The sequence below is a fragment of the Neolewinella aquimaris genome (assembly GCF_014197245.1).
Taxonomy (GTDB): Bacteria; Bacteroidota; Bacteroidia; order Chitinophagales; family Saprospiraceae; genus Neolewinella; species Neolewinella aquimaris.
The window spans coordinates 1-24,769 of sequence record NZ_JACIFF010000002.1 but is presented as its reverse complement, the minus strand read 5'-3'; the positions used below and the strand labels follow the sequence as shown (position 1 = coordinate 24,769).

Sequence of the window (24,769 nt, the reverse complement as noted above, 5' to 3'; positions counted from 1 at the left end):
TGCATGAAATTTAAGACTATACTGCCCCACCTGATTGCCGTCGTCCTGTTCTTGGTCATGGTGGTCGTGCTATTTCTGCCGCAGTTCCAGGGGAAAAGCCTCCAGCAGGGCGACCTGGTGCAGTACCGCGGTGCCAGTAAGGAACTGAGCGAGTACCGTCAGCAGACCGGCGAGCGGACCAACTGGACCAACGGCATGTTCGGCGGGATGCCTACCTACCAGATCTCCGCCGTCACCGAGGGGAACCAACTGCGCCTGGCCGATCGCGCCTTTTTCGGCTTTATGTCCGGGCCCGCCGGCTACGTGTTTTGCGGAATGCTGACCTTCTACCTACTCATGATCCTGCTGGGCGTAAGCCCCTGGTTGTCCGTAGCCGGAGCCATCATGGTCGGAATTGCCACGAACAACATTGTACTCTACGAGGCCGGTCACGTAAGTAAGGTGCGGGTGATCATGTACCTGCCCCTCGTGGCTGCCGGCATCCTGCTTGCGTTCCGTCGCCGCTACCTGATCGGGGGAGCGGTGTTTGCCCTGGGTATGGGCCTGGCCGTCATGGCCAACCACCCCCAGATGCTCTACTACTTCGGGCTTACCCTGCCGTTTCTGGGCGTTGCGGAGTTTGTCCGTCACCTTCGCAATAAGACCTTACCCGTCTTCGGAAAAGCACTACTGGCACTGGTCGTCGGTCTCGTTCTGGCGCTGGGGGCGGGAGCCAGCAATTTGCTGACCACTACGGAGTATCTGCCGCAGTCCATTCGGGGCGGGGCGGTGCTGACCGGTAGCACCGAAGCCAATGCCGGCGACAACGACAACACCACCCGCGAGGGCGGACTGGAATGGGGCTACGCCATGGCGTGGAGCAACGGGTTCAAGGATATGCTCGCAACCTACGCTCCCCTCGCCGCGGGCGGTGGCAGCGGACAGGAGGTGAGCAAAGAATCGGACTTCGGGCGCGCTATGACGCGGTCCGGCTTCCAGGTGCCCCGGGTCTTTCCCGCCCCGCTTTACCACGGCAGCTTACCCTTTACCGAGGGGCCCATTTACCTCGGCGCGGTGGTGTGGGCCCTGTTCCTGTTTGGTCTGTTCACCGCATCGACCACGGCCCGCATCTGGCTCGGCGGCGGCACGCTGTTTATTTTCCTGCTTAGCCTGGGAAACAATGCGGAAGGGATTAATCGCCTGTTGTTCGATAACCTGCCGCTGCTCAACAACTTCCGTACCCCGAATTCAGCCCTTAGCGTAGCTACTTTTTTGATGGCGACGCTCGGGATACTGGGGATTCACCGGTGGGCAACCCTCCGTAGCACCGACCTTACTGAGTCCGGCAAACAACTGCGCCTGGCCGGAATCGTCGCCGGTGCGCTCGGTGCCCTGGTGGTGCTGCTCGGCATGACATTGGACTTCACCACCCCCCAGGACGCTGGCCAACTTGCCCGGTTCACGGGCGGACAGGGAGATGTCGGTCAGCTGGTCGGCGCACTGATTGACACCCGGGCGTCCGTTTACTTCGATGACGCGATGCGCAGCCTGCTGTTCGTAGGACTCACCTTCGGCGCCCTCTACCTCTTATGGCGTGGCAAGGTATCACTCACCCTTGCCGCAGTGGGTGTAGGGCTTCTGGGGCTAATGGATTTTGTGGGGGTTAACCAGCGCTACCTCAGCCACGACGACTTTAAGCCCCGCCGGGTGGTCAACAACGTGGTACAACCTACCCCGGCCGATGAGCTGATTTTGCAGGACGACGATCCGAATTACCGGGTGCTCAATCTCTCGCGGGACCTCGACAAGGATGCCTTCACCAGCTACTTCCATAAGAGTATCGGAGGTTACTCGGCGGTCAAATTGCGCAGGTACCAGGACCTGATCGACGGCTATCTACTCCAGCGCGACGAGGACGTGCTCAATATGCTGAATACGAAGTATTTCCTCATCCCCAACGAAAACGGTGAGCTGCAGGCCCAGCAAAATCCCCGGGCCTTCGGCAATGCCTGGCTCGTCAGCGATATCGAAGTGGTGAGCGGACCCGACGCGGAATTTGCCGCCCTCGGGACGGTGGCGGACCTGCGTCGGACGGCTATTGTCGAATCTTCCTTTGCTCCCGCGCTTGCCGCCCTCGAACCTACCGGGGAAGGCACCATTACCCTCACCGAATACGCGCCGAACGAACTGACTTACACCTTTACTTCCGACGCGGAGCAGCTTGCCGTGTTTTCGGAGATTTGGTACGGTCCCGACCTCGGCTGGGAAGCGACCATCGACGGAGAACCCGCCGAACTGATCCGTGCCAACTACGCCCTACGTGCGCTGCGCGTTCCCGCCGGTACTCATACGATCAAGATGACCTTTGCGCCCAACAGTTACGCCCTCGGGCGTACCATCTCCTTCATTTCCAGCGTTCTTATTTTACTGGTCGTTGTCGGCGCTATCGTCTATCCTTTTGTAAGGAAGGGCGGGGACGCAGGAGCGGTGCCGGTAAACGCGACCCACCCATGACCCGTACCCTTACGCTTCTCATACTGCTTACCGTCACCCTGATCGCATCCTGTAAGGAGGAAGTCATCGGTCCTGCCGATTCCTCTCCCCTGGAACGGTATTATCCCCTCGAACTCAATCGCCCTTCTTACTACCGGGTGGATAGCATCGTGTTGGTCAACACGGTATCGGGCACCCGCTACGATACCGCACGGGTGGAAGCGCGCGAAACGCTGGTCGAACAGTACGCCGGCGCGGACGGCTCCACGATCTACCGGGGGGAACGGTGGGAAAGAACCTCGGAAGAGGCGCCCTATACCTTCAAACAGACCTACACCGTAACCCGCCGCGACCGCACCGTGTCGCGCAGTGAAGACAACCTGACCTTCGTCAAATTGGTGCTGCCAATTAAGGAAGCAACCGGCTGGGACGGCAATGCAGACTTTGACGAACAGCGCCGGGTCAGCGTGGGTGGTGAACTGCTGGATGTCTATAACGGCTGGGAGTACACCTACGCCGCCGTAGGCGAGTCGCTGACCCTGGAGACGGGGCTGGTCGTCGACAGCGCCATCACGGTAAGGCAGGCGAACGTAGATAACCTGATCGACCTGCGGCAGGCCTACGAGCGGTACGCGCCCGGTTTCGGACTCGTCGAACGCTTCATCGACGCTCGCCACACCCAGTGTAAGGTGTGCTGCAACGGGGATACGGGGAGTTGCGTGGATCTGCCATGGAACGATAAGGCCGAGAAGGGCTACATCATTCATCAGACCCTGATCGGTAGGGAGTAGCAATATCGAGGGTAAATACTCCGGCTTCAACTTTTAGGTGGGGCCGGGCTTTTTATTTACCTTAGCCAGCGAATTTTCGCTAAACGATCTAGCTATGACTAAAAACACCAATCGTCACATCCGCCGCGTGGCCGTTCTCGGCTCCGGAGTAATGGGGTCCGGTATCGCCTCTCACTTCGCCAATATTGGCTTGGAGGTCCTGATGCTCGATATTCTTCCCCGCGAAATGGATGCCACGGAGACCAATCCGGCCGTCCGAAATTCCGTTGCCACCAAAGCGCTGCAGACTGCGATCAAGTCAAAACCCGCGCCGCTGTACCGGAAGGATTTTGCCCAGCGGATCACCGTCGGCAACTTTACGGACGACATGGACAAGTTGGGGGATTACGACTGGATCATCGAAGTAGTCGTAGAGCGCCTCGACATCAAGCGTAAAGTACTGGGCGAGGTAGATAAGGTCCGGCGAAAGGGTAGCCTGATCACGACCAACACTTCCGGCATCCCCATCCGGATGATCCAGGAGGGAATGAGCGAAGACTTCCGGCAGCATTTCTGCGGTACTCACTTTTTTAATCCGGCGCGGTACCTGCGGCTGTTCGAGATCATTCCCGGCCCGGACACCAAGCAGGAGGTGCTCGATTTCTTCATGCGGTACGGAGATTTATACCTCGGTAAAACGACGGTAATGGCCAAGGATACCCCGGCCTTCATCGGCAACCGCATCGGGGTGTACAGCATGGCCCGAATCTATGCGCTCACCGACGAACTGGACCTGCGCATCGAGACGGTCGACAAACTGACCGGCCCCGCCATCGGCAGACCTAAGACCGGCACCTTCCGCCTGGGCGATCTGGTCGGTCACGATACGGCCGCCCACGTGATGACCGGCATCCGCGAGAACGCTCCGGACGACGAAGCCAGGGACGTAATGAATATCCCGGCCTATTACCAATTCCTGATCGATAAAGAGTTCCTAGGGAATAAGTCAGGGCAGGGCTTCTACAAAAAAATAACCGACGAGGAGGGCAACCGTCAGATCCTCGGCTTGAACCTGAAGACGCTCGAGTACGAACCCAGCCAGCGCGAAGACCTGGCCAGCCTCAAACTGGCAAAGCAAATCGACGATCCGAAGAAACGGGTCAAAGCGTTGTTCGGGGCCGACGACAAGGGGGGAGAACTCGTTCGCCGCAGCCTGGCCGGACTATTCGCCTACGCTGCCAACCGAATCCCGGAAGTGAGCGACAACCTGTACAGCATCGACGACGCCATGCGCGCCGGATATGCCTGGAAAATGGGTCCCTTCGAGTACTGGGACGCCGTGGGACTTCAGGCCGGAATCGACGCGGCAGAATCCGACGGCAATACCGTTGCCCAGTGGGTGAAGGACATGCAGGCGGCCGGCCACGGCAGCTTCTACAAGCAGGAAGATGGTAAGCTGAAGTACTACGACATTGACTCCAAGTCTTACCGGGTCAAGCCGGGTACCGAGGAATTCATCATCCTGGACAACCTGCGCGACCGAACGCCGGTGTACCAGAACAGCGAAGTGACCCTTCACGATATCGGCGACGGCGTGGCCTGCCTGGAATTCACCAGTGCGTACAACAGCATCGGGGAAGGCGTGCTACGCGGTTACCAGGAGGCCATCACCAAACTGGAAGAAGAGGGCTGGCGCGGAATGGTGCTGGGTAACAACGCCGATAACTTCAGTGTCGGGGCCAACCTGATGATGATCGCCCAACTTGCCTACCAGCAGGAATTCGAGGAGCTTAATATGGCCGTCAACCTGTTCCAGCAGAGTGTCATGCGTCTGCGGTACTCCTCCATTCCGGTCATCGCGGCTACCCAGGGCTACGTCTTTGGCGGAGGCTGCGAGAGCCTGATGCACTGCGACGGAGGGGCCGTGGCGGCCGAGAGCTACATCGGTCTGGTCGAAGCCGGCATCGGCCTGATCCCGGCCGGAGCGGGAACGAAAGAATTTGCCCTGCGAACCAGCGATAGTTTCTTCGAGGGCGACGTCATGATCCCGACCCTCATCGAACGGTTCAAGACGATCGCCATGGCCGCGGTGTCCACCAGCGCGCACGAAGCCTACGACCACGGTTATTTGATCAAAGGACGCGATAAGGTCGTGGTCAACAAGGACCGCAACATCGCGGAGGCCAAGCGAATGGCCCTCGACCTTGCCGACGACGGGTACACGATGCCACAGCAACGCAGCGACGTGACGGTACTGGGTCGTGGAGGACTGGCCGCGCTCTACGCCGCGGCAAACGAACTCAAGCGGGGGCGTTTCGCCAGCGACCACGACATCAAGATCGCGAAGAAGGTAGCGTGGGTGCTCTGCGGCGGCGACCTCACCGGTACGCAACAGGTCAGCGAACAGTACCTGCTGGACATCGAGCGGGAAGCTTTCCTCAGCCTGTGCGGAGAGCAGAAGACCCTGGAGCGGATCCAGCACATGCTCCAGACCAACAAGCCGCTGCGCAACTAACAACCAGTAAAAGAAAAGAAAATGAAAGAGGCATATATCATTAGTGGTTACCGCAGCGCCGTCGCTAAGGCGGGCCGCGGTGGATTCAAGAACTTTCGCTCCGACGATCTGGCCGTACGGGTGATCAAGCATATGTTTGAGCAGAACGCCGACATCGATCCCCACGTGGTCGACGACGTTTTCGTAGGGTGTGCCAACCCCGAAGGCGAACAGGGGCTGCAGGTGGGTCGCCAAATCAGCCTGCGTGCCCTGGGTAAGCCGGTGCCCGGAGTGACGGTCAACCGGTACTGCGCCAGCGGCCTTGAGACAATCTCCATGGCCGTAGCCAAGATCAAGGCCGGTATGGGACACTGTTACGTAGCGGGAGGCGCGGAGAGCATGAGCCAGATCCCGATGACGGGATACAAACTGGCCCCCAGCTACGAGGTGGCGAGTACCACCCCCGATTACGTCGTGAGTATGGGCATCACCGCCGAGGCGGTTGCCAGAAAGTATCAGGTGACCCGAGAGGAGGCCGACCAGTTTGCGGTACGCAGCCACGAGCGGGCCGCGGCCGCGATCGACGGCGGGCTATTCGAAAGCGAGATCGTTCCGATTGAAGTCGAAGATGTATTCGTCAAGGACGGCAAGCGGGTGACCAGCAGTCATACGGTGGCCGTTGACGAAGGCGTACGCCGGGGGACCAGCATGGAGGGCCTGGCCCGACTGCGGTCGGTATTCCAGCAGGGAGGCGTCGTGACGGCGGGCAATTCGAGCCAGACCAGCGACGGGGTGGCCTTTGTCATCGTGATGAGCGGAGAAATGGTGAAGCAACTCGGGCTCGAGCCGGTGGCCCGCCTGGTGAGCTGCTCGGTCGGTGGGGTAGATCCGCTCTACATGGGCATCGGACCCTGCGTCGCCATCCCCAAGGCACTCAAGCAGGCCGGCCTGAAGCTGGAGGACGTTCAGTTGGTAGAACTCAATGAGGCCTTTGCCACCCAGTCCCTGGCCGTGATCAAAGAGGTCGGTCTTGATCCGGAGATCGTGAACGTGAACGGCGGAGCCATTGCCCTCGGTCACCCCCTTGGATGTACGGGAGCGAAATTGTCGATCCAGCTGCTGAACGAGATGAAGCGGCGCAACTTGAAGTACGGCATGGTAACGGCTTGCGTCGGCGGCGGCCAGGGCATTGCCGGAATTTATGAGCGCCTTTAGTAAAATTTAACCTGGTTCGGGTAGAGGGATTATTACCCGCTGCCGGGGCATCCCCCCAAACGGAATTGCGCCGCCCGTACGCCGGGCTCCGGGAAGTGCTGCCGGGGGTGGTCGTTGCAAAATGGCCGTCTCCGGCAGGCTAGCCTGCTGCGACTCAGGCTGGGAAACTTAGCCCTGCGACACTATGTTTGCAGCCGCATGATCAGTTTCTTCTTCGCTACGCTCGGCTCCCTCTTCTCGGTCGTTAACCCGCTCGGTGCGGTACCGATGTACCTTACCCTGACGAACGATTACAGTGGGCCCGAACGGTCAGCTACGGCACTGCGTACTTCGATCTATTTCATGATGATCCTGGTGGTCTTCTTTTTTGCCGGTACCGTCATCCTCAATTTTTTTGGCATCTCCCTGAATGCCCTGCGGATCGCCGGCGGACTGATCATCGTGAACAGCGGCTACGGATTGCTCAACAGCAAATTCGAGCGCCGTCGGATCAGTCACCAGATTGAGGAGGAAGCGCAGCAGAAGGAAGACATCAGCTTCACCCCGATGGCGATGCCGATGCTATCCGGGCCCGGTAGCATTTCCTTGCTCATCGGACTCTCCGCCGTAGACACCAGCTGGAGCAATAACCTGCTCATCGTAGGGGTGATTATGGTAATGGCGTTACTGATCTTCGTGACCCTGAAGTTCGCCCCCCTGCTGTTCCGTTTGCTGGGGCGGGCGGGGCTTTCCGCCCTCAGCCGCGTCATGGGCTTCCTGGTGATGGCGATCGGTATTCAAATGTTGATCTACGGTCTGGTCAGCCTAATCGGAGATGTTTGGCCACAGGTGGAGCTGATGCGGAAGTGAGCTAAAGTTTGCCGGGCGTAGCACAGACGGTGCTTGCATTTGTTGTAACTGAATGATGGCCCGCCGGGTAGCGCAGCGAATGCAGGGTAGGCCAATAATTTTTGCCCCGTAAACAACCAAGTTTTGAAGACTACCCTCATTTTGGGTGCCACAACGAATCCCTCCCGTTATGCTTACTTAGCCGCCGAACGGCTTACCGCAGGCGGTCACCAAATCATTCCCGTTGGTATCAAGCACGGAAACGTACTCGGCTACGAGATCCTGCACGGAAAGCCCGATGTGCCCGAAGTCGATACCGTCACTCTGTATGTAGGACCGCGCCACCAGCCCGAATACTACGACTGGTTACTACGGGTAGCTCCCCAGCGTATCATTTTTAATCCGGGCACCGAAAATGCCGAATTGATGCGGCTCGCCCACGATCAGGGCATCGAAGTAGTACGTGGATGTACACTGGTGATGCTGGCTAGCGGTAGCTACTAACGGTATAATGTTGGAAACTGATTCGAACGTCACGGCATTAGTAAGGGTTAAATAACACTACCCATTCACTTTACAACGAACTATCCCAATGTCCGGAAGACCAGCCAGGCTCCGGCAAATACAGTTATATGACTCAAACGAAAACCATTGCGGAATTACAGGGCACCAAGCCTTACGGTAAGTTTACTGACATTGAAGTCTGGCCCGGCCGCCCCTATCCCCTCGGCGCGACCTGGTCCCCAAAGGGAACTAATTTTGCGGTCTTTAGCGAACGGGCTACCCGGATGGACCTGTGCCTGTTCCGCCGCGAAACACCAAATAAAGAAGAGTATCGCATCCAAATGATGGAACAGACCGACCAGGTCTGGCACTGTTTTATCCCGAAACTGGAAACCGGTTGGCGCTACGGCTTCCGCGCCCACGGGGAATGGAACCCGAAAGAAGGCAACCTCTTCAACCCCAATAAGCTGCTGATCGACCCCTATACCAAGGCGATCGACGGTACAATAGAGTGGCACCCGGCCGTGTTCCCCTATCCGATCAAGAGCGACGATCCCCACCGGTATCTCACGATGGACGAGCAGGACTCCGCTCCCTACATCACCAAAGGGGTGGTCATCGATACGACCTACGACTGGGAAGGAGACCGTCAGTTAGAAACCCCCATGCACGAGACGGTCATCTACGAGATGCACGTCAAGGGACTTACCCAGTTGAATAAGAATGTACCGGAGAAGCAGCGGGGAACCTACTCCGGACTCGCCCATCCCTCCACGATCGAATACCTTAAAAAGCTGGGCGTAACGGCCGTGGAACTGATGCCGATCCACCACTTCGTTCAGGACAGCCACCTGCAGGACAAGGGCCTGCGAAACTACTGGGGATACAACTCCCAGAGTTTCTTCGCTCCCCACGCCGACTATGCCGCCTCCGGGCGGGCCGGCGAGCAGGTAATCGAGTTCAAGGATATGGTCAAAAAGCTCCACAAGGCCGGACTCGAAGTGATCCTCGACGTTGTCTACAATCACACCGCGGAAGGCAACCACTTCGGTCCGATGCTCAGCATGAAGGGGCTGGATAATCAGGCCTACTACCGCCTGGTCGACGACAGCAAGGAGTTCTACATGGACTACACCGGTACCGGCAATACGGTAAACATGGTGCACAACCGCTCCCTGCAGCTGGTAATGGACAGCCTCCGCTACTGGGTGACCGAAATGCACGTCGACGGCTTCCGCTTCGACCTGGCCAGTGCGCTGGCCCGCGGACTCTACGAAGTCGGCAAACTGAGCACCTTCCTCGATACCATTCACCAGGATCCCATTATCAGTCAGGTGAAATTGATCGCCGAACCCTGGGACGTAGGCCCCGGTGGATACCAAGTAGGTGCCTTTCCGGTCCTCTGGTCGGAGTGGAACGGCAAGTACCGCGACAGCGTACGCGAGTTCTGGAAGGCCGATGCCCACGGCGTATCGGACCTGGCCTACCGCCTGACCGGCAGCAGCGACCTCTACGAACTCAGCGGCCGTCGCCCGGCAGCCAGCATCAACTTCGTTACCGCCCACGACGGCTTCACGCTACGTGACCTTTACAGCTACAACGACAAACACAACGAAGCCAACGGCGAGGACAACCGCGACGGGGAATCCAACAACCATAGCTGGAACTGTGGGGTAGAGGGACCGACCGATGATCCCGACATCAACGCCCTGCGTTCCCGCATGCAGCGTAACCAGCTCGCAACCCTGCTACTGAGCCAGGGCGTACCCATGATCACCATGGGCGACGAGTACGGACGCACCCAACAGGGAAACAACAACGCTTACTGTCAGGATAACCCCATCAGTTGGTTCGACTGGGACTGGACCGAAGAGCAGACCGAGCTCTTTTCGTTCACCCGCAAGCTTGTCGAACTGCGTCGCGACAATCCCGTATTCCACCGCCGCCGCTTCTTTAACGGACGCAAAATCCAGGATAAGAACCTGAGCGACGTCATCTGGCTCAACCCTAGCGGCCACGAAATGACCGAAGACAACTGGGCGGACGGAAACCAACTCAGTCTCGGCATGATCCTGAACGGCGAGGGCATGGAAGAGTACGATGAGCGCGGCCGGCGCATTAAGGACGATATCTTCCTGCTCATCCTCAACGGATACTGGGAGGGCGTCGAATTCACCCTTCCTGGCGTGAAGGAATTTACCCGCTGGGAAATGCTCGTCGATACTCATACCGACGAAATTCCGGTAGGCAAGGACTACCTGGCCGACGAGTCGTTCCTCCTGGGGCCCCGCAGCCTGTACCTCTTCCGCCTCAAGCTTCGTCGCGCGAACCGTACCGCGGAGGGCAAGCGTAAGGTCACCATTGTCGATCAGGTGCGTAAATTGCTGCAAATGATTCAGGAGTAACCTCCCAAACCGCTTCCGCCGTGCAGCTACTTAATGACTTTCAGATCGGTGCCAAAGTGACCCGACTGGCCATGGAAATCCTCGAACGTAACACCGAGGAAACCGAACTCTATATCCTCGGCATTAACAATCGCGGCATGGAACTGGCCCGCCGGCTCAGTAAGGACCTGCAACGGCTCTCGGATGCCCCCCTACACCTGTGGAACCTCAACATCTCCCCCTCGGACCCGCTTGCTTTCGGACCAACCCTCGACCACGACGTGGCCGAACTCCGGAACAAGCCGGTCCTGGTGGTTGATGACGTGGCCAATACGGGACGAACGCTGTTCTACGCGATGGGGGTGCTACAGGACGTGCTGCCGAAGAAGATCGAAGTAGCCGTGCTGGTGGACCGCCGTCACAAGGCCTGGCCCATCTACGTCACCTACAGCGGCATGGTGCTCTCGACTACCCTGGGGGACAACATTCTCGTAGAATTCGGCACCGAGGACCGCGCTGTTCTGGAATAATCAGAACCGGGCGCCCACCGTCAGGTAAAAACTTCGCGGAGCACTTGGAATGATGCCGGGGCCCGGATATCCGGTAGCGCGGCGTGTGAAGTACCGCTCGTCGGTGAGGTTGTTGACGCCGCTTTCCAGGATAAGCCACTTCCACCGGTAGCTGAGACTAAGGTCGGCCACGCCGTAAGCGGGTATGCTGCCTACGATGCCACTCTGGTTATCGCTACGATCTTGTAGGGCATTACTGGCATCGGTAAACTGCCGCGACAGCCTTGTGTACTGCACGGATCCCAGGAGGTTGCCGTAACCGAAGCGTAGACCGGTCTTGAAATTTACCCGCGGAATGAACTCCACCTCATTACCGGCGACTCCCGCGATCTCCGACTCGATGTAATTGGAATGCGTCAGGCTTGTATTGGCAAATGCCGTGAGCGTATACGGTACCGCCGACCCTTCCGGCCTTTCCAGAATGTGCCATTCTACCAGCGTTTCGACGCCATAAATACGGGCCGCCCCGATGTTGCCGCGCAAACGTATAATACGGCCGGTTTCCACCTCCCGGTCGTCCGCGGTGCGCCGCACTTCGGGGGTGAGCACTTCTCCCAGTCGGTTGCCGTAGCGGATCAGGAAGGCGTTCGCAGTATAGGACCACCGCCTAACCCGTCCCCTTACTCCCGCATCTGCGGTGTAGCCGCGTTCGTCCCGAATATCGGGGTCGACCTGAAAGCTGGGATTGACGGTCCGAATATCGTTGTACGTGACCGAGCGGTAATTCTCGCTGAGGTTGGCGAAGAATTCCAGCTCCGCATTACGGCGGTAACTGATGCCCAGACCCAGTAACAGCAGGCTGCGCCCGAACACCCGGTTGTCCGTGAATTCCTGCTCACGAATGGGATTGCCCGCCAGGTCGAAATCGAAGCGGTTATAGCTGCCCTCACTCTCGGTACGGATGTACTCGAATCGCGCGCCGGGGGTAATACTCAGGCGGTCGTTGAGGTAAAAGATGTGCTCGCCGAACAGGGCCACGTTGCGGTTCGGGAAGGTAAAGGAGGACTGGTTGGGATAACTCGGAAAGCTCGCCGTGGCCAGGCTGAAGTCGGGGTCGGATGCGGCTGTCCCCGGACCCTGCACAGCGCTGTTGTTGGCCCGGTAGTATTTTAGGCCGACTAGCGCGATGGCATCCCGACTGCCGAGCTGGTAACGGGTGAGTAAGCGCGCCTCGGCGCCGTAGTTGCGAAAGTCGCCGATCAGCAGGTCCCGCGGCGTAGTCGGATCGTCGACCTGACTGACCCGGTTGCTGCGAAAACCGACGGCCTGCCGCGAAGCATCCAGTCCGAAGACATTGAGACTGAATTGGGTACGGTCGCTGAATTTATGGTCGAGGCGCAGGCTGTACAGTTGCCAGTCCACGGCAAACCAGTTGCGTTCCCGGTTGCTGGAAAACGGGTCGCGGTAGAATTCCGCGTCGGTAAGCCCGCCGGCCTGCTGGGCCAGGTAGTCGAGGTAGGTGTACTCAAAGCTGACCTTCGTTCCGGGCGCGGACGCAGAAGCAAGGTCGACGTGGATAAAAGCATTGTGGGACTGGAAGCCGGAATTGGGCCGAAATCCGTCGCCGCGCTTGTAGTTGTAAAAACCGTAGTACCCCAGCGGACCGACCTGACCGCTCACACTATTGAATGAAGTGAACAGCCCATATGAGCCGATAGTCTGCCGTGTAATCAATTCGACCTTCTTCGTCCGGTTTGGCTGGTGAAAGACAAAGTTGACCAGTCCGCCGAACTGAGTGCCGTACTGCAGGCTGGCCGCACCCCTGACCACCTCAATACGCGATAGGGCTTCCGCCGGAGGAGTGTAATAACTTTCCGGGTAACCCAGTACGTCCGCACTGATGTCGTATCCATTCTGCCGGGTATTGAAGCTGGCCGAACGGTTGGGATCGAGGCCGCGCCCCCCGATGTTGAGCTGCAGGCCGGCGTCGTCGTTCTCGTAGATGTTCAGTCCCGATACCTCTCCATAGATCTGTCTGGCCTGGTTGCTGGCGAGGTTTACGGTCAGTGCCTCGAGTGCGACTACCTCCGTCTTGCGTCCCGCGTAAATGGCCGTGCCCTCCACGGCCCGCAGCCTGGTTAGCGCTTCCCTGCGCCGGGCCTCGGCGACTACGGTCACGGAACTCAGGTCCCGAACGAGGGGAGAAAGCGTGATTGTTCGATCTCCCTCGCTTGCCCCGATCATTAGTTGCCGGGTGGTGTAACCGGCGGCGAAGACGGTCACCGTGATCCGGTCGTACGGCTCGGGAAATTCGACCACTACTCTGCCGCTGCCGCCGCCGTTGTATAGCTCACCGGTCTCCTCCGCAAATACCTCAACGCCGCTTACGGTCACGGCGGCGGTGTCCACGATGGTCAGCTCTACGGTTGTTTGAGCTACGGCGGTTGCACTACTGGTCACCAGCAGCATCAGGTACAGGAAGATGGCTTTGCGTAGGGAATTACATTGCACCTGCGCCCCCGCCCTCCGAATTGTCCGTTGGGTAAAGCTTCTACATGCCATGAATCGTGTCTTTAAACGGAAGCAGCCACTCCTCCACGGGATCGTCCCGGTCAATGGTAAGTAAATCGAGGTCCGGGTTGACGTAGCGCTGACTGAGCCTACCGTTCAGCGCAACGTAGCTGTCGACGTACACCCGCGGCTCGGCAAACCCCCGTTGCCGAAAACGTTCGGCCAGGAAGTGGCCGTACTGGAGGATGAAGTCGGGTTGGGTCGCCATTTGCTTCTCCTGGAACACGGTAAGGTAGTCCCGGTTGTCGACGATCACCCGCCGATCGTTCGCCGCGTCGATCACCCGGAAGGTCGCAAGCCCCGCCTTTTCCATCAGCATGACGCGCCACGAGAAGCGGTAGCCATTCTCGGTCCAGAAGAGTTCGCCCGGATGGGCCAGGTAGCGAAAGGGGAACAACAGGTGAAAAATCAGCAGCGCCCCGATCGGTACCAGCCGCCACGAATGCGCCGTACCGCTACCTGTTTTTAGCACGGAGATACCGAGCTTCTTGATGGGCAACCAGTGGCGAATTTGGCTTGCCGTTCGGTGAATTGCAGCCAGGATGCGCTCGTGAAATTCCGGACCGAAGAAAACCAGTGCGCTAACAATCATAATGTAGGGGAACATCCCGATCGGAAACAGCACCCGCGTGAGTACGTGAAATACGACCACCAGGATGAATGCCGCTACCCGGGTGCGCCGCCACAGCAGTAGAAAGGGGATGAGCAGATCGTACACCGCTCCCCCCCACGCAAAGGCAAAGTGCACCCAGCGTTGCTGCAGCAGGTCGCCGAGCAGGGGAATGTCGTACTTGGATGGCAGCCAGATGGCCAGTGGTTGGGCGTGCAGCAGCCAGTCGGAGTTCAACTTCGCGAGACCGGCGTAGAAGTAAACTACGGCTACGAAAAGGCGGAGGGCATGAATGTAAATTGGATGCGTCGTCGGCATGTCCCGCCGGTGCTCCGACCCAAATCCTGCGGGAATTGGAATAAAGAACAGCAAGAGGGAAAGTAAGCTAACGAAGTAATAATGATTGAGATAAGTAGTCTTGTCTAACAGCTCGATGTAGGTAAAGCCGAGGAAAAATACCAGCATCGCAATCCGGTAACGGTACCCAATCATCACGCAAAAGGCGGCGGCCCCGACAACTGCGAACAGCAGATACGTCCAGGGCCCGAGCGGGGTTACCCACTCAAAGTAACGATAGGTAAAAAAGAAGTCGGGCTGGATGTAGAGCTTGTCGATCCAGCCATAGGACCAGAAGCGGACGATACTCAGCAGCATCATCAACCCGAATCCCGTGCGAAACACGATGAGGGGTGCCGCGCTAGTCTCCGTCCGCATCCACGAAGTCTACGTTGATGCCCAGTGCCTGTAGCATGTCCACCTTAAGGAGAATGACGTTGGCCTGTAGCGCGTCATAAAGCTGCAGCATGGCGGTATTGTTGTTGCTTACCTGGATGGCAAAGTCCTGATCCAGACCCTCCGCAGCCGCCTGCGCGGTTGCGAAACCCGCATCGATCCGTGCACTGAGCAACTGACCCTCGCGCTCGACCGACAGGGCATCGAGGTAGGAAGCCAGGCTCGGGTCGGAGGAAAAGAAGTCGGAAATAGCGTCAAGTCCCGCGAGAAATAATTGCCGGGACAGCTCGCCGTGGTAGGGCGCCTCGGCGAGTTCGGGCATGGGTCCGTTGGAAAACACGCCGGCCGGAATGCCCACCTTGCCGGCCCGCAGGTGCTTTTCGTAGTAGAAGATCAGGTCGTTCACGGTACGGTCGACCGAAGCCGTCGCGCTGTTGCCGGAGTTGCTGACGAAGCGATCCCTTCCGCCGTTGAGCCAGGCCTGTCGGGGGCTATCGAGCGCAACGCTGTTTACGATTTCCCGTATTTGCGTACGGTAGCTCGCCGGATCCTCGGTGCCGTAGAGCAGGTAGTCGAGTGCCGGAAAGCCCTGAATGGCATCGTTGGAGGGAAGCTCCAGGTTGGCCCCCGCTTCATTCTCCAGCCGCTCGGTGTCGGTGGGGTAGGTGTTGAGTCGCTCGACCAGGCGGTATTCATCGCCGATCACGCCCGCGAAGGGGGCGAAGCGCTGCCAGGATACATAGGCTGCTTCAAAACGGTCCTTCAGCGTTGCTAAGTCGGCAGCGGTGGGTGAAGCTTCGAAGACTTCCGCCGCGGCGGAAAGCTCGGTGTACTCAAAGGTAAAGTCATTGAGGGCCGGTGTGACAATATCGTCGGCCCAGTGAGCCAGCATCAACTCCCGGTCGAAGGTGTTGCCCGCAGTGGTATCGTCGTCCTGGGCGGGGTCGCAGGTCCAGAGGAAAATGGGGAATAGCAATAAAACGTAGCGGTACATAAGCGGCGGTCTTTAGTTGGCGGCGGCGTCAAAGGAGAAGCCAAAGCGATCGGAAACCAGCTGGGCTACGGAGCGGATGTCGTCGTGGGTTACATCCCACAGCCCGTTCGGAGAGCTTTCGGTCAGGGTAGCAAGTAGTTGCTGCACTTCCTCCCGGCTGAAGTAGGGCGCTCCGGTCCCGGGCTTGCGGGTGAATTGCAGGCTGTACACGAATCCGTAAGCTTCGCTGAGTGCGTGAAAGCCACCGCCACGGGTCGTTTCGGTTTCAGTAGCATCGGCTCCCCGGGCAAGGTAGAAGGTGCCCCGTACGGCAATCACGCGGCTGAGGTGCTCGCGAATGATGTCAGCCTGACGATCGCGCTCTCCGTAGTCACCGGCAACGATGGCGGCACGGCCACGGAGGAAGGCGTCGAAGATGGTTTGGGCAATGCCGTTGAAGTCGGTGTCGGCATCGACCGCGGCAATGTACTCGTTGAGGAACTGGTCGTCCTCACCCAGGGTAGCCAGTGGGTTGGCGGGGTCGGCAGACTGGCCGAAGAGGTAGCCGTAGGCTTCGTCCCACTTGTGTTCCATGGAAGTGTAGGGCTTGCCGTCCTCGGTGGTCGCCGCTAGGTTGTCCGCGCGGTTGGTGCCGGCGTCGAGGACTGCCGGACTGAGGTAGTTGTTGAGTGCCTGGTCGAGCATGAGTCCGCCCAGTAAAGATTTCGCGAATACCTGGTTGTATTCCAGCCCCTTCGCGTTGACGTAACGGACGCGGCTACCGACCGCGAGTTGACCGGCCTCGCCGGGCGCGGCAAGTTCGTTCCAGCGGGGGAATACCTCGGTGGCCTGACCCGCAATCCAACCTTCAAAGTCATTGCGTACGGCCGTAGACCCGGTGGCGTTGGCCGAGAAGTAGTCGGCGCTTGCGGCGATCTTACTGCGGATCGATTTGTCGGAAGCGTTCAGTTCGGCGGTGGCAAACGGGGCTACATCTTCGTCGTTCGGTCCGGCGTTGCGGAACATATTCATCAGGTCCTCCTGGCTGTTGCCGGGATCGGAGAACGCTGCAACCAACTCTTCCGCCATGGCGATACGGGTGGTTTGACCGTCGAAGCTGACGGTCTGGTTGCCGTTTCGTTCGAACGAATAGCTCGTCGGAACGTCGATAATTGAGATGGGGTCGTCGTCGTCCTGGCAGGACGTAAGGAAGACGGTCAGGCAGAGCAGTAGAAGTGAGGTGCGGGTCATTATGCTGATATTATCTGTACTGAATCTTAATAAGGGCAAAAGTACCCCTAAGGGCCAAACACCGCCAAGCTATTCGCTAACTATTTTGAACTGGTCTAAATAAAATTCCCCGTACTGTGCCCCATCGTAAATAGCGGCAAGGGAATTGGGGGCGGGCCGGAGCCGGTCGCAGGGGAAGCGGTATATTGGCCCACCCCAAATGAGAAGCTATGGCCACCCAGGAAAGAAAAAGATTTAAGAAAATCCTCGTCGCTAACCGCGGTGAGATCGCCATTCGCATCCTCCGCGCAGCCAGCGAGTTACAGATGCGGACGGTGGCGATCTACACCTACGAAGACCGGTACAGCCTCCACCGGTATAAGGCCGATGAGAGTTACCAGATCGGTCCCGACGATGAGCCGCTGCGGCCGTACATCGATATTCAGGCCATCATTAAGCTGGCGAAGGAAAAAAATGTCGATGCCATTCACCCCGGTTACGGTTTCCTGTCGGAAAATGTTGATTTCGCGCGCGCCTGCCTGGCCGAAGGAATCGAATTCGTCGGTCCCTCCCCCGATAGCATGGACCAGCTCGGCGACAAGGTCGCCGCGAAGGAGCTGGCGCGAAGGGTAGGGGTGCCCCTGATCCAGGACAGCGACCGGGACATTTCCGATCCGGAGATTGCCGCCGCCGAGGCAGCGGAAATCGGCTATCCGGTGATCATCAAGGCCGCCGCCGGCGGCGGCGGGCGCGGCATGCGGGTAGTACGCAACGAAAAACAACTACGGGCGGAAGTCATAGAAGCCAGCAGCGAGGCCGAGAAAGCCTTCGGTAACGGCACGATCTTCCTGGAGAAGTTTATCGAAAACCCCCGTCACATCGAAGTACAGCTGCTAGGCGACCGCCACGGCAACCTGGTCCACCTCTTCGAACGCGACTGCTCGGTACAGCGGCGGTTTCAGAAGGTGGTCGAAGTGGCTCCGGCCGCGAACCTCAGCGATGAAACCAAGGCAAAGCTCTACGACTACGCCCTGCGGCTCGGCCGGGAGGTCAATTATTACTGCGCCGGCACCGTAGAATTTCTGGTCGATCAGGACGATTCGATCTACTTCATCGAGGTCAATCCCCGCATCCAGGTCGAGCATACGATCACCGAAGAGATCACCGGCATCGATCTGGTGCGTACCCAGTTTTTAGTCACGATGGGCTACCGCCTCGATCACCCGACGATCTTCATTACGAGTCAGGAAGACATCCGGGCCAACGGCTTCGCCGTGCAGTGCCGGGTGACTACCGAAGACCCGAGCAACGACTTCAAGCCGGATTACGGCACCCTCATTGCCTACCGCTCGGCCAGCGGAATGGGCATTCGCCTAGACGCCGGCTCGGCCTTCCCCGGTGCCATCATTTCGCCCTACTTCGATAGCCTGCTGGTGAAGGTGACCGGTTCGGGCCGTACCCTCAAGGGGGCGGCGGAGCGACTCCACCGGGCACTGCGTGAATTCCGGGTGCGCGGCGTGAAGACCAACATCGGATTCCTGCTCAACTTGCTCGAGAACGAAGATTTTCAGGAGGGTAGGGCCACCGTCCGCTTTATCCCCGATCATCCGGAACTGATGGAGCTTCCTGAGTTCCGGGACCGCGGTACCCGACTGCTCCGCTATCTCGCCGAAGTCATCGTCAACGACAACCCCGACGTTCGCTACATCGATTCGAGCAAGACCTTCCTCAAACCCGTGGTCCCCAAATTTGATCCCTACGCCGAGGTGCCGAAGGGCAGTCGCGACCGGCTGATCGAGCTCGGCCGCGACGGTTTCGTCGACTGGCTCAAGCAGGAGAACCGCATCCAGTACACCGACACGACCTTCCGCGACGCCCACCAGAGCCTCCTGGCCACCCGCATGCGGATGATCGACATGCTGAACGTATCGCGCAGTTATGCCGCCAACCGGCCCGGCGACCTGTTCAGCATGGAAGTGTGGGGGGGGGCCACTTTTGACGTTGCCCTCCGGTTCCTTAAAGAAGACCCCTGGCGGCGGCTGCGGAAGTTGCGCACCGCTATTCCCAATACCATCTTCCAGATGCTGCTGCGCGGTAGCAACGGCGTTGGCTACAAGGCCTATCCGGACAACCTCATCATCAAGTTCATCGAAGAGGCTGCCCAGGGCTCCATGCTCTACGATACCGAAGGGAGGGAGAAGGGACTAGCCGGCGGCATCGACCTGTTCCGCATTTTTGATTCCCTGAACTGGGTCAAGAACATGGAGGTCTCCATCAAAACCGTCCGGGAGAATACCAACAGCCTGGCCGAGGCCTGCATCTGTTACTCCGGTGACCTCACCAATCCGGGGAAGACCAAATTCACGCTGCAGTACTACGTGGACCTGGCCAAGCGGCTCGAAAGTGCCGGTGCCCACCTCCTCGCCATCAAGGACATGGCCGGTCTGCTCAAACCCCTCGCCGCGCGTGAACTGATTACCGCCCTGCGGGAAGAAGTTTCGCTGCCCATTCACCTGCACACCCACGACACCAGCGGCATCCAGAGTGCCACCTACCTGGAGGCCATCAACGCGGGAGTCGACGTTGTGGACGTGGCGCTGAATAGCCTGTCCGGCCTCACGTCGCAACCCGGTTACAACAGCATCGTAGCGATGATGCAGGGCCACCCGCGGGAGAACCCCGTCGACCTGCCACTGCTCAACAAATACGCCGACTACTTCGAGACCGTCCGCAACTACTATTACCCCTTTGAAACCGAGCTGCGCGCCGGTACGGCAACCATTTACGACACCGAGATTCCGGGCGGACAGTACTCTAACCTGCGGCCCCAGGCGCGTGGACTGGGCCTGGAGGAGCAGTTCAGCACGATCCGCGAGAACTATTCTGCCGCCAACCGCTTGTTCGGTGACCTGGTCAAGGTCACGCCGTCCTCAAAGGTCGTGGGTGACATGGCCATGTTCATGACCAGCAACGGGCTTACCGAGGCCGACGTACGGGAGCGCGGCAGCAAACTCGACTTCCCCGATAGTGTAAAGAGCCTTATGCGGGGCGACCTCGGCCAGATCGAGGGTGGCTTCGACCCGGAAGTACAACAAATGGTGCTCAAGGGTGAAAAGCCCTACACCGACCGGCCGAACGCCCACCTCGAGCCCGTAGACTTCGATGCCGTGGCGAAGGAATACCGCACGACCTTCGACGAGGAGCCTAGCATCAAGGACCTCCTCAGTCAGCAACTGTATCCCAAGGTGTTTGCCGACTTCAAGGATTTCCAGCAGGAATACGGCGAAGTGGCCAATATCCCCACCCCGGCCTTTTTCTACGGGCTGAAGCCCAATGAGGAGATTCTGGTCCGGATCAGCGAGGGTAAGCGCATCACGATCAAGTACCTGAACATGACGAATGCTGACGAACTCGGCAACCGCCTGGTCTTTTTCAGCTTAAACGGACAGACGCGGAGCATCACCGTACGCGACCGGAAGGTGGACAGCAAGGTGGCGGTCAACGTCAAGGCGGGAGGAAAGAACGAAGTAGGCAGCCCCCTGCAGGGCAACCTCAGCCGCATCCTCGTGAAGGTTGGAGATGAAGTAGCCGCGGGCGATCCGCTCTTCGTGATCGAAGCCATGAAAATGGAATCGACCATTACCAGTCCGATCGCCGGAGAAGTAACCCTGATCCCGCTGAAGGAGAAAACCCTCGTGGAGGCAAACGACCTGATCATCAGAGTAGAATAGCGACCCGCACCGCCGAAAGTCGCGGCTGAACCTTTCGGTACCTCCGGCGGTCTCCGTTGGTAAGCTAAGTGACCTGAATGTATAGATGTATTGCCATTGCCGTAGGAGCCCTGTTGCTGGGTGGATGTATGGAAAGTGGGGACGATCCCGCTGGAAGAGAGAACGATGCCGCCTCCCTGTACACCGGCACGTCGGACGGAGTCGAAGTCCCGCCCCAGAGTGACCGTACCTTTCGGGCCGACGGCCGGGTCGGCATGATCACCCCCGGAATGCCCATGGCGAAAATCGAGAACCTCTACGGCACCGGAGAACTGGTAAGCCGCGAGATTGAGGTGGGGGAGGGGCAAACCGTCCCCGGATACGCACTTTTCCCGAATACCCACGACGAACTGCTCATCGAACTCGGTGAAGACAAGCAACCCGCGACCGTGAGCTTCAGTAATCCGCGGTCGAAGTGGGTGGAAGAAACGACCGGACTCACCATCGGAACTACGCTAACCGAGCTGCGTAAAATGAACGGTAAGCCCTTTGAATTCACCGGCTTTGGCTGGGACTACGGCGGCACGGTAACGGACTGGAAGGGAGGTAAACTGGAGGGTATCCTGGTGCGTCTCACCTACGCTCCGGAGCGACTGCCCGCCGAAGGACTCGATCCGCAGTTGCTGGGTGATGTGCCGGTTGCCAGCAACCACCCGGCGATCCAGTCCATCGGAATGAACGTGCGTGAGATCCGCATCGACATCAGTAAACGGGAGGCGGAACTGCGGTAAACCAAAAAGGGGGGCTCCGGCATCTGCCGGAGCCCCCCCCCTGAATTCGGCGAACGCCCCCGTTAGGCGAGTACGGCCTGTACTTCCTGGGCGGCGTCCTGGAGTGAGATTGCGGAGCGTACGTTCAGTCCGGAATTATCGATAAGGTCCTTTGCGATGTCGGCGTTGGTGCCCTGCAGGCGAACGATGATCGGAACCTTGATGTCGCCGATGTTTTTGTAGGCGTCGACCACCCCCTGAGCGACCCGGTCGCAGCGCACGATACCGCCGAAGATGTTGATCAGGATGGCTTCAACGTTGTCGTCGCGCAGAATGATCCGGAAGGCCTGCTCCACGCGAGCGGCATCGGCCGTACCTCCCACGTCGAGGAAGTTGGCTGGCTCCCCCCCGGAAAGCTTAATGATGTCCATCGTGGCCATGGCCAGTCCGGCTCCGTTGACCATACAACCTACGTTGCCGTCGAGGTTGACGAAGTTCAGGCCGTAGCTCTGGGCTTCGACTTCGGTGGCATCTTCTTCCGTGGTGTCGCGCATTTCCGCGATGTCCTTGTGGCGGTAGAGGGCGTTGTCGTCTACACTAAACTTGCAGTCGACGGCGATGATGCGATCGTCGCCGGTGTGCAGACAGGGGTTGATCTCGATCAGGCTCGCGTCGGCAGCCAGGTAGGCCTGGTAGAGCTTGCTGATGAACTTGGTCATGTTCTTGAAGGCGGTGCCTTCCAGTCCAAGGTTGAAGGCCACCTCGCGGGCGTTGAAGCCCTGCATGCCGAGCTCGGGGTCGATGTAGGTCTTGTGTACCAGGTCGGGCGTTTCTTCCGCAACGGCCTCGATGTCCATTCCCCCCTGGGTGGAGTGAATGATGACATTCTGCTTCCGCTCCCGGTCCATCAGAATCGAAACGTAGTATTCCTTGTTGGCGTCGAAATCGGGGGCGTAGGCATCTTCGGCTACCAGGATCTTATTGACCTGTTTGCCCTCGCCTTCCATTCCGCCCGGGGTCTGGGGCGTTTTGAGCTGCATGCCCAGGATGTTGGAGATGTGGGTTTTGGCCTCTTCCCGATTCTTGGCGAGTTTCACTCCGCCCCCCTTACCGCGCCCGCCGGCGTGAATTTGGGCCTTGACTACGGCGAAGGGACTGCCCGTTTCCTTGGCCAGTTGGTCGTATTTGGTCATGGCTTCCTCGACGGTATCGGCCGCGTAGCCGTTCTGGATCGGTACGCCGTACTTCGTGAGGATGGATTTGCCCTGGTATTCGTGGAGGTTCATGGAGTAGATTTTAGTGGGTCGTGAAGGTAGGGAAAAGGTAGGTAGGTCACCCACGTCAGCCTTCTAACTGAAAGGTGTTTCGAAACCAATTGATGAAATGCTCGGCAGGTTTCGCTCGGTAATCGAAGATTCCTTTCTTTAGAGCGGTGGTCGCGGAATCCCCGGGGGGATACTGAATCGCGAGAAAAGTATACATCAGGGCTTTCTGCCTATGGGTGGGTTTGAAGAGTGAAAGACTCGCGGCTGAAAGTTCGTCAAGAAAAGCCTGACTTGCTCTGAGTTGCTCAGTATTTTTGACGATAATACTTTCCAGAAAGTGTTCGAGGTATCCTTCGTGTCTGTTGTCTGGCATGATGAATATTCCAACACGAAGTCTTCCCGGACCTCCAAGCGCATCCCAAACCAATCCTTCAGATCCGATGGTTTCAACTTTAGGTTGAGAAGCCTCTGGCAGTGTATCAGCAATGATAGCAACAATACTCTGGCAACGAGTCCGGACTCCAACACTATTGGCGTCCACAACAATACCGATATTAGTTACTTCAGGTGATCGTAGTTCCTCCCTTATGATCGTGGGAACGTTGTCAATTCCACCGGCGGATTTCACAAATTCTCTGCCATAGCTTGCGGCGTTATAACCAACCGGCAACCCCAGTCTCCAAAGTCTGCAGAGTTCAGAAAGTACGTATGCATCCTTGCCTTCAATTATTAACCGTTGCGCCATCGAGACTAGCGGATTTCTAGTTCCAGCTGCAACATTTTCTCCAGGTCATCAATGGGATACAGCAGCGCCTCATGTTGGCCCTGGCGACTAAGTTGCAAGCGGATAAACTGAGCCATATCTCTGTATTCAGAGTTAGCGGATGCCACATAAAACAGTTGCCGGATCACATCGTCACTATGGGTCGTGGCTACGATTTGAATGTTCCACTCTTTGCCATACTTGAATAGCATCTGCCAGAGCTTTTGGATCACCGTGTAGTGCAGGTGGGTTTCAATCTCGTCAATGAGCAAGATTCCATCCTTTGTATTCACCAGCGAAAGAGCTAAGTAAAGGATCCGCGTAACCCCATCTCCTAACGCTGAAAGATGTACGGGCTGGGAATTCTTCTCAAGTTTTACCAAAACATTCCCACCCACTGCAGAAATTCTGGCAATATCGTCTCTTACCGAAAACCTTAATATGTCAAGTACCTCTTCCTCCTTTGAAGTGAGTACAGTCTGTTTCCAAAGATCTTCGATGGATTGAAAATTTACCGTCGAGGTCGAGTAGTAAACAGGGGTCTTATTAAAATCCGACTTCTGTATCAAAAGCGCCCGGGGAGCGGTTTTCAACTTCCATTTCCAATCGTTAATTCCTACTACTTCAACTTTGGTGGTCAAGTCTTCCTTATGAATTAGATTGCCTAAGTCGGTTTGATTAGATAGTGAATGGCCCCTCTGATTCAAGATGAATGACGTAGCTGTTTCATTCCTTTTAAAATAAAGAAAAATAGCTTCAAGCACCGCTGTTTTACCTACCCCATTCCTGCCGGCAATCAAATTGATCTGCTTCAGCTTCTTGATGTCCAAGTGCCTAAAGGTGAGGAAATTGTCAATTTGAAGCCGTTCTAGCACAGCAGTTCCCCAGGTAAGGTGTACACGTAATCAGACCAATTGTACGCCAAAGAGCTCGGCTAATCGTCCGTATATACCTGAAAAATCCTCGAAC

General features: G+C 57.9%; 17 protein-coding genes. 10 read left to right on the top strand and 7 right to left on the bottom strand.

The window, feature by feature from the left end; all coding sequences use genetic code 11:
• Window positions 1-3: 3 nt before the first annotated feature.
• From GGR28_RS04615 to GGR28_RS04580, 8 genes are all read left to right on the top strand, one after another.
• Window positions 4-2,493, top strand: coding sequence for a YfhO family protein (locus tag GGR28_RS04615; protein ID WP_183494569.1), 2,490 nt, complete (start codon window positions 4-6; stop codon window positions 2,491-2,493).
• Window positions 2,490-3,263, top strand: a complete 774-nt coding sequence (locus GGR28_RS04610; protein ID WP_183494568.1) for a hypothetical protein — start codon at window positions 2,490-2,492, stop codon at window positions 3,261-3,263. The genes GGR28_RS04615 and GGR28_RS04610 overlap by 4 nt, the downstream gene beginning before the upstream one ends.
• 94 nt (window positions 3,264-3,357) lie before the next feature.
• A complete protein-coding gene (locus tag GGR28_RS04605; RefSeq protein WP_183494567.1) occupies window positions 3,358-5,757 on the top strand; it encodes a 3-hydroxyacyl-CoA dehydrogenase/enoyl-CoA hydratase family protein in 2,400 nt (799 codons plus the stop codon).
• A 21-nt stretch (window positions 5,758-5,778) separates the two neighbouring features.
• Window positions 5,779-6,951 carry a thiolase family protein gene (locus GGR28_RS04600; RefSeq protein ID WP_183494566.1) on the top strand — a complete coding sequence of 391 codons (1,173 nt, stop codon included), beginning with the start codon at window positions 5,779-5,781 and terminating at the stop codon, window positions 6,949-6,951.
• Window positions 6,952-7,149: 198 nt separating this feature from the next.
• Window positions 7,150-7,800: a MarC family NAAT transporter gene (locus GGR28_RS04595; protein ID WP_183494565.1), complete on the top strand. Its 651-nt coding sequence runs from the start codon at window positions 7,150-7,152 to the stop codon at window positions 7,798-7,800.
• 123 nt (window positions 7,801-7,923) lie between these two features.
• Entirely contained in the window at window positions 7,924-8,283 is a 360-nt protein-coding gene (locus GGR28_RS04590; protein WP_183494564.1) for a CoA-binding protein, read from the top strand.
• Window positions 8,284-8,411: 128 nt separating this feature from the next.
• Window positions 8,412-10,688, top strand: coding sequence for a glycogen debranching protein GlgX (gene glgX / locus GGR28_RS04585; RefSeq protein WP_183494563.1), 2,277 nt, complete (start codon window positions 8,412-8,414; stop codon window positions 10,686-10,688).
• Window positions 10,689-10,708: 20 nt separating this feature from the next.
• The gene (locus GGR28_RS04580; RefSeq protein WP_183494562.1) at window positions 10,709-11,197 is read left to right on the top strand and encodes a phosphoribosyltransferase family protein; all 489 of its coding nucleotides are present in this window, start codon (window positions 10,709-10,711) and stop codon (window positions 11,195-11,197) included.
• On the opposite strand, the gene GGR28_RS04575 is transcribed toward GGR28_RS04580, so the two are convergent.
• The 4 genes from GGR28_RS04575 to GGR28_RS04560 are packed head-to-tail and all read right to left on the bottom strand — an operon-like array spanning window position 11,198 to window position 17,313.
• Window positions 11,198-13,738: a TonB-dependent receptor family protein gene (locus GGR28_RS04575; protein WP_246416352.1), complete on the bottom strand. Its 2,541-nt coding sequence runs from the start codon at window positions 13,736-13,738 to the stop codon at window positions 11,198-11,200.
• Window positions 13,728-15,071: an HTTM domain-containing protein gene (locus GGR28_RS04570; protein WP_183494561.1), complete on the bottom strand. Its 1,344-nt coding sequence runs from the start codon at window positions 15,069-15,071 to the stop codon at window positions 13,728-13,730. The genes GGR28_RS04575 and GGR28_RS04570 overlap by 11 nt, the downstream gene beginning before the upstream one ends.
• On the bottom strand, window positions 15,055-16,083 hold the full coding sequence (locus GGR28_RS04565; protein ID WP_183494560.1) for an imelysin family protein: 1,029 nt from the start codon (window positions 16,081-16,083) through the stop codon (window positions 15,055-15,057). Before GGR28_RS04565 ends, GGR28_RS04570 begins: the two co-directional genes overlap by 17 nt.
• 12 nt (window positions 16,084-16,095) lie before the next feature.
• Complete coding sequence (locus GGR28_RS04560; RefSeq protein WP_183494559.1) at window positions 16,096-17,313, bottom strand: DUF4856 domain-containing protein; 1,218 nt, start codon at window positions 17,311-17,313, stop codon at window positions 16,096-16,098.
• A 209-nt stretch (window positions 17,314-17,522) separates the two neighbouring features.
• On the opposite strand from GGR28_RS04560, the gene GGR28_RS04555 reads away from it, so the two are divergent.
• Complete coding sequence (locus GGR28_RS04555; protein WP_183494558.1) at window positions 17,523-21,023, top strand: pyruvate carboxylase; 3,501 nt, start codon at window positions 17,523-17,525, stop codon at window positions 21,021-21,023.
• 77 nt (window positions 21,024-21,100) lie between these two features.
• Window positions 21,101-21,793 (top strand): hypothetical protein, encoded by a 693-nt coding sequence (locus GGR28_RS04550; protein WP_183494557.1) that lies wholly within the window; start codon window positions 21,101-21,103, stop codon window positions 21,791-21,793.
• A gap of 62 nt (window positions 21,794-21,855) precedes the next feature.
• Here the strand turns inward: GGR28_RS04550 and sucC are convergent, their stop codons facing one another.
• From sucC to GGR28_RS04535, 3 genes are read right to left on the bottom strand one after another with little or no spacing between them, the layout of a single operon-like run.
• Window positions 21,856-23,058 (bottom strand): ADP-forming succinate--CoA ligase subunit beta, encoded by a 1,203-nt coding sequence (gene sucC / locus GGR28_RS04545; protein WP_183494556.1) that lies wholly within the window; start codon window positions 23,056-23,058, stop codon window positions 21,856-21,858.
• 55 nt (window positions 23,059-23,113) lie between these two features.
• Entirely contained in the window at window positions 23,114-23,782 is a 669-nt protein-coding gene (locus GGR28_RS04540) for a DUF3226 domain-containing protein (protein WP_183494555.1), read from the bottom strand.
• 5 nt (window positions 23,783-23,787) lie between these two features.
• Window positions 23,788-24,675: an AAA family ATPase gene (locus tag GGR28_RS04535; protein ID WP_183494554.1), complete on the bottom strand. Its 888-nt coding sequence runs from the start codon at window positions 24,673-24,675 to the stop codon at window positions 23,788-23,790.
• Window positions 24,676-24,769 lie beyond the last annotated feature (94 nt).

Bases quoted from the DNA above. Each gene is read 5' to 3' on its own strand.
- GGR28_RS04615 (WP_183494569.1), top strand. From the start codon at position 4: ATGAAATTTAAGACTATACTGCCCCACCTGATTGCCGTCGTCCTGTTC.
- GGR28_RS04540 (WP_183494555.1), bottom strand. From the start codon at position 23,782: ATGGCGCAACGGTTAATAATTGAAGGCAAGGATGCATACGTACTTTCT.
- GGR28_RS04555 (WP_183494558.1), top strand. From the start codon at position 17,523: ATGGCCACCCAGGAAAGAAAAAGATTTAAGAAAATCCTCGTCGCTAAC.
- GGR28_RS04550 (WP_183494557.1), top strand. From the start codon at position 21,101: ATGTATAGATGTATTGCCATTGCCGTAGGAGCCCTGTTGCTGGGTGGA.
- glgX (WP_183494563.1), top strand. From the start codon at position 8,412: ATGACTCAAACGAAAACCATTGCGGAATTACAGGGCACCAAGCCTTAC.
- GGR28_RS04565 (WP_183494560.1), bottom strand. From the start codon at position 16,083: ATGTACCGCTACGTTTTATTGCTATTCCCCATTTTCCTCTGGACCTGC.
- GGR28_RS04595 (WP_183494565.1), top strand. From the start codon at position 7,150: ATGATCAGTTTCTTCTTCGCTACGCTCGGCTCCCTCTTCTCGGTCGTT.
- GGR28_RS04560 (WP_183494559.1), bottom strand. From the start codon at position 17,313: ATGACCCGCACCTCACTTCTACTGCTCTGCCTGACCGTCTTCCTTACG.
- GGR28_RS04600 (WP_183494566.1), top strand. From the start codon at position 5,779: ATGAAAGAGGCATATATCATTAGTGGTTACCGCAGCGCCGTCGCTAAG.
- GGR28_RS04575 (WP_246416352.1), bottom strand. From the start codon at position 13,738: ATGGCATGTAGAAGCTTTACCCAACGGACAATTCGGAGGGCGGGGGCG.
- GGR28_RS04605 (WP_183494567.1), top strand. From the start codon at position 3,358: ATGACTAAAAACACCAATCGTCACATCCGCCGCGTGGCCGTTCTCGGC.
- GGR28_RS04570 (WP_183494561.1), bottom strand. From the start codon at position 15,071: ATGCGGACGGAGACTAGCGCGGCACCCCTCATCGTGTTTCGCACGGGA.
- sucC (WP_183494556.1), bottom strand. From the start codon at position 23,058: ATGAACCTCCACGAATACCAGGGCAAATCCATCCTCACGAAGTACGGC.
- GGR28_RS04610 (WP_183494568.1), top strand. From the start codon at position 2,490: ATGACCCGTACCCTTACGCTTCTCATACTGCTTACCGTCACCCTGATC.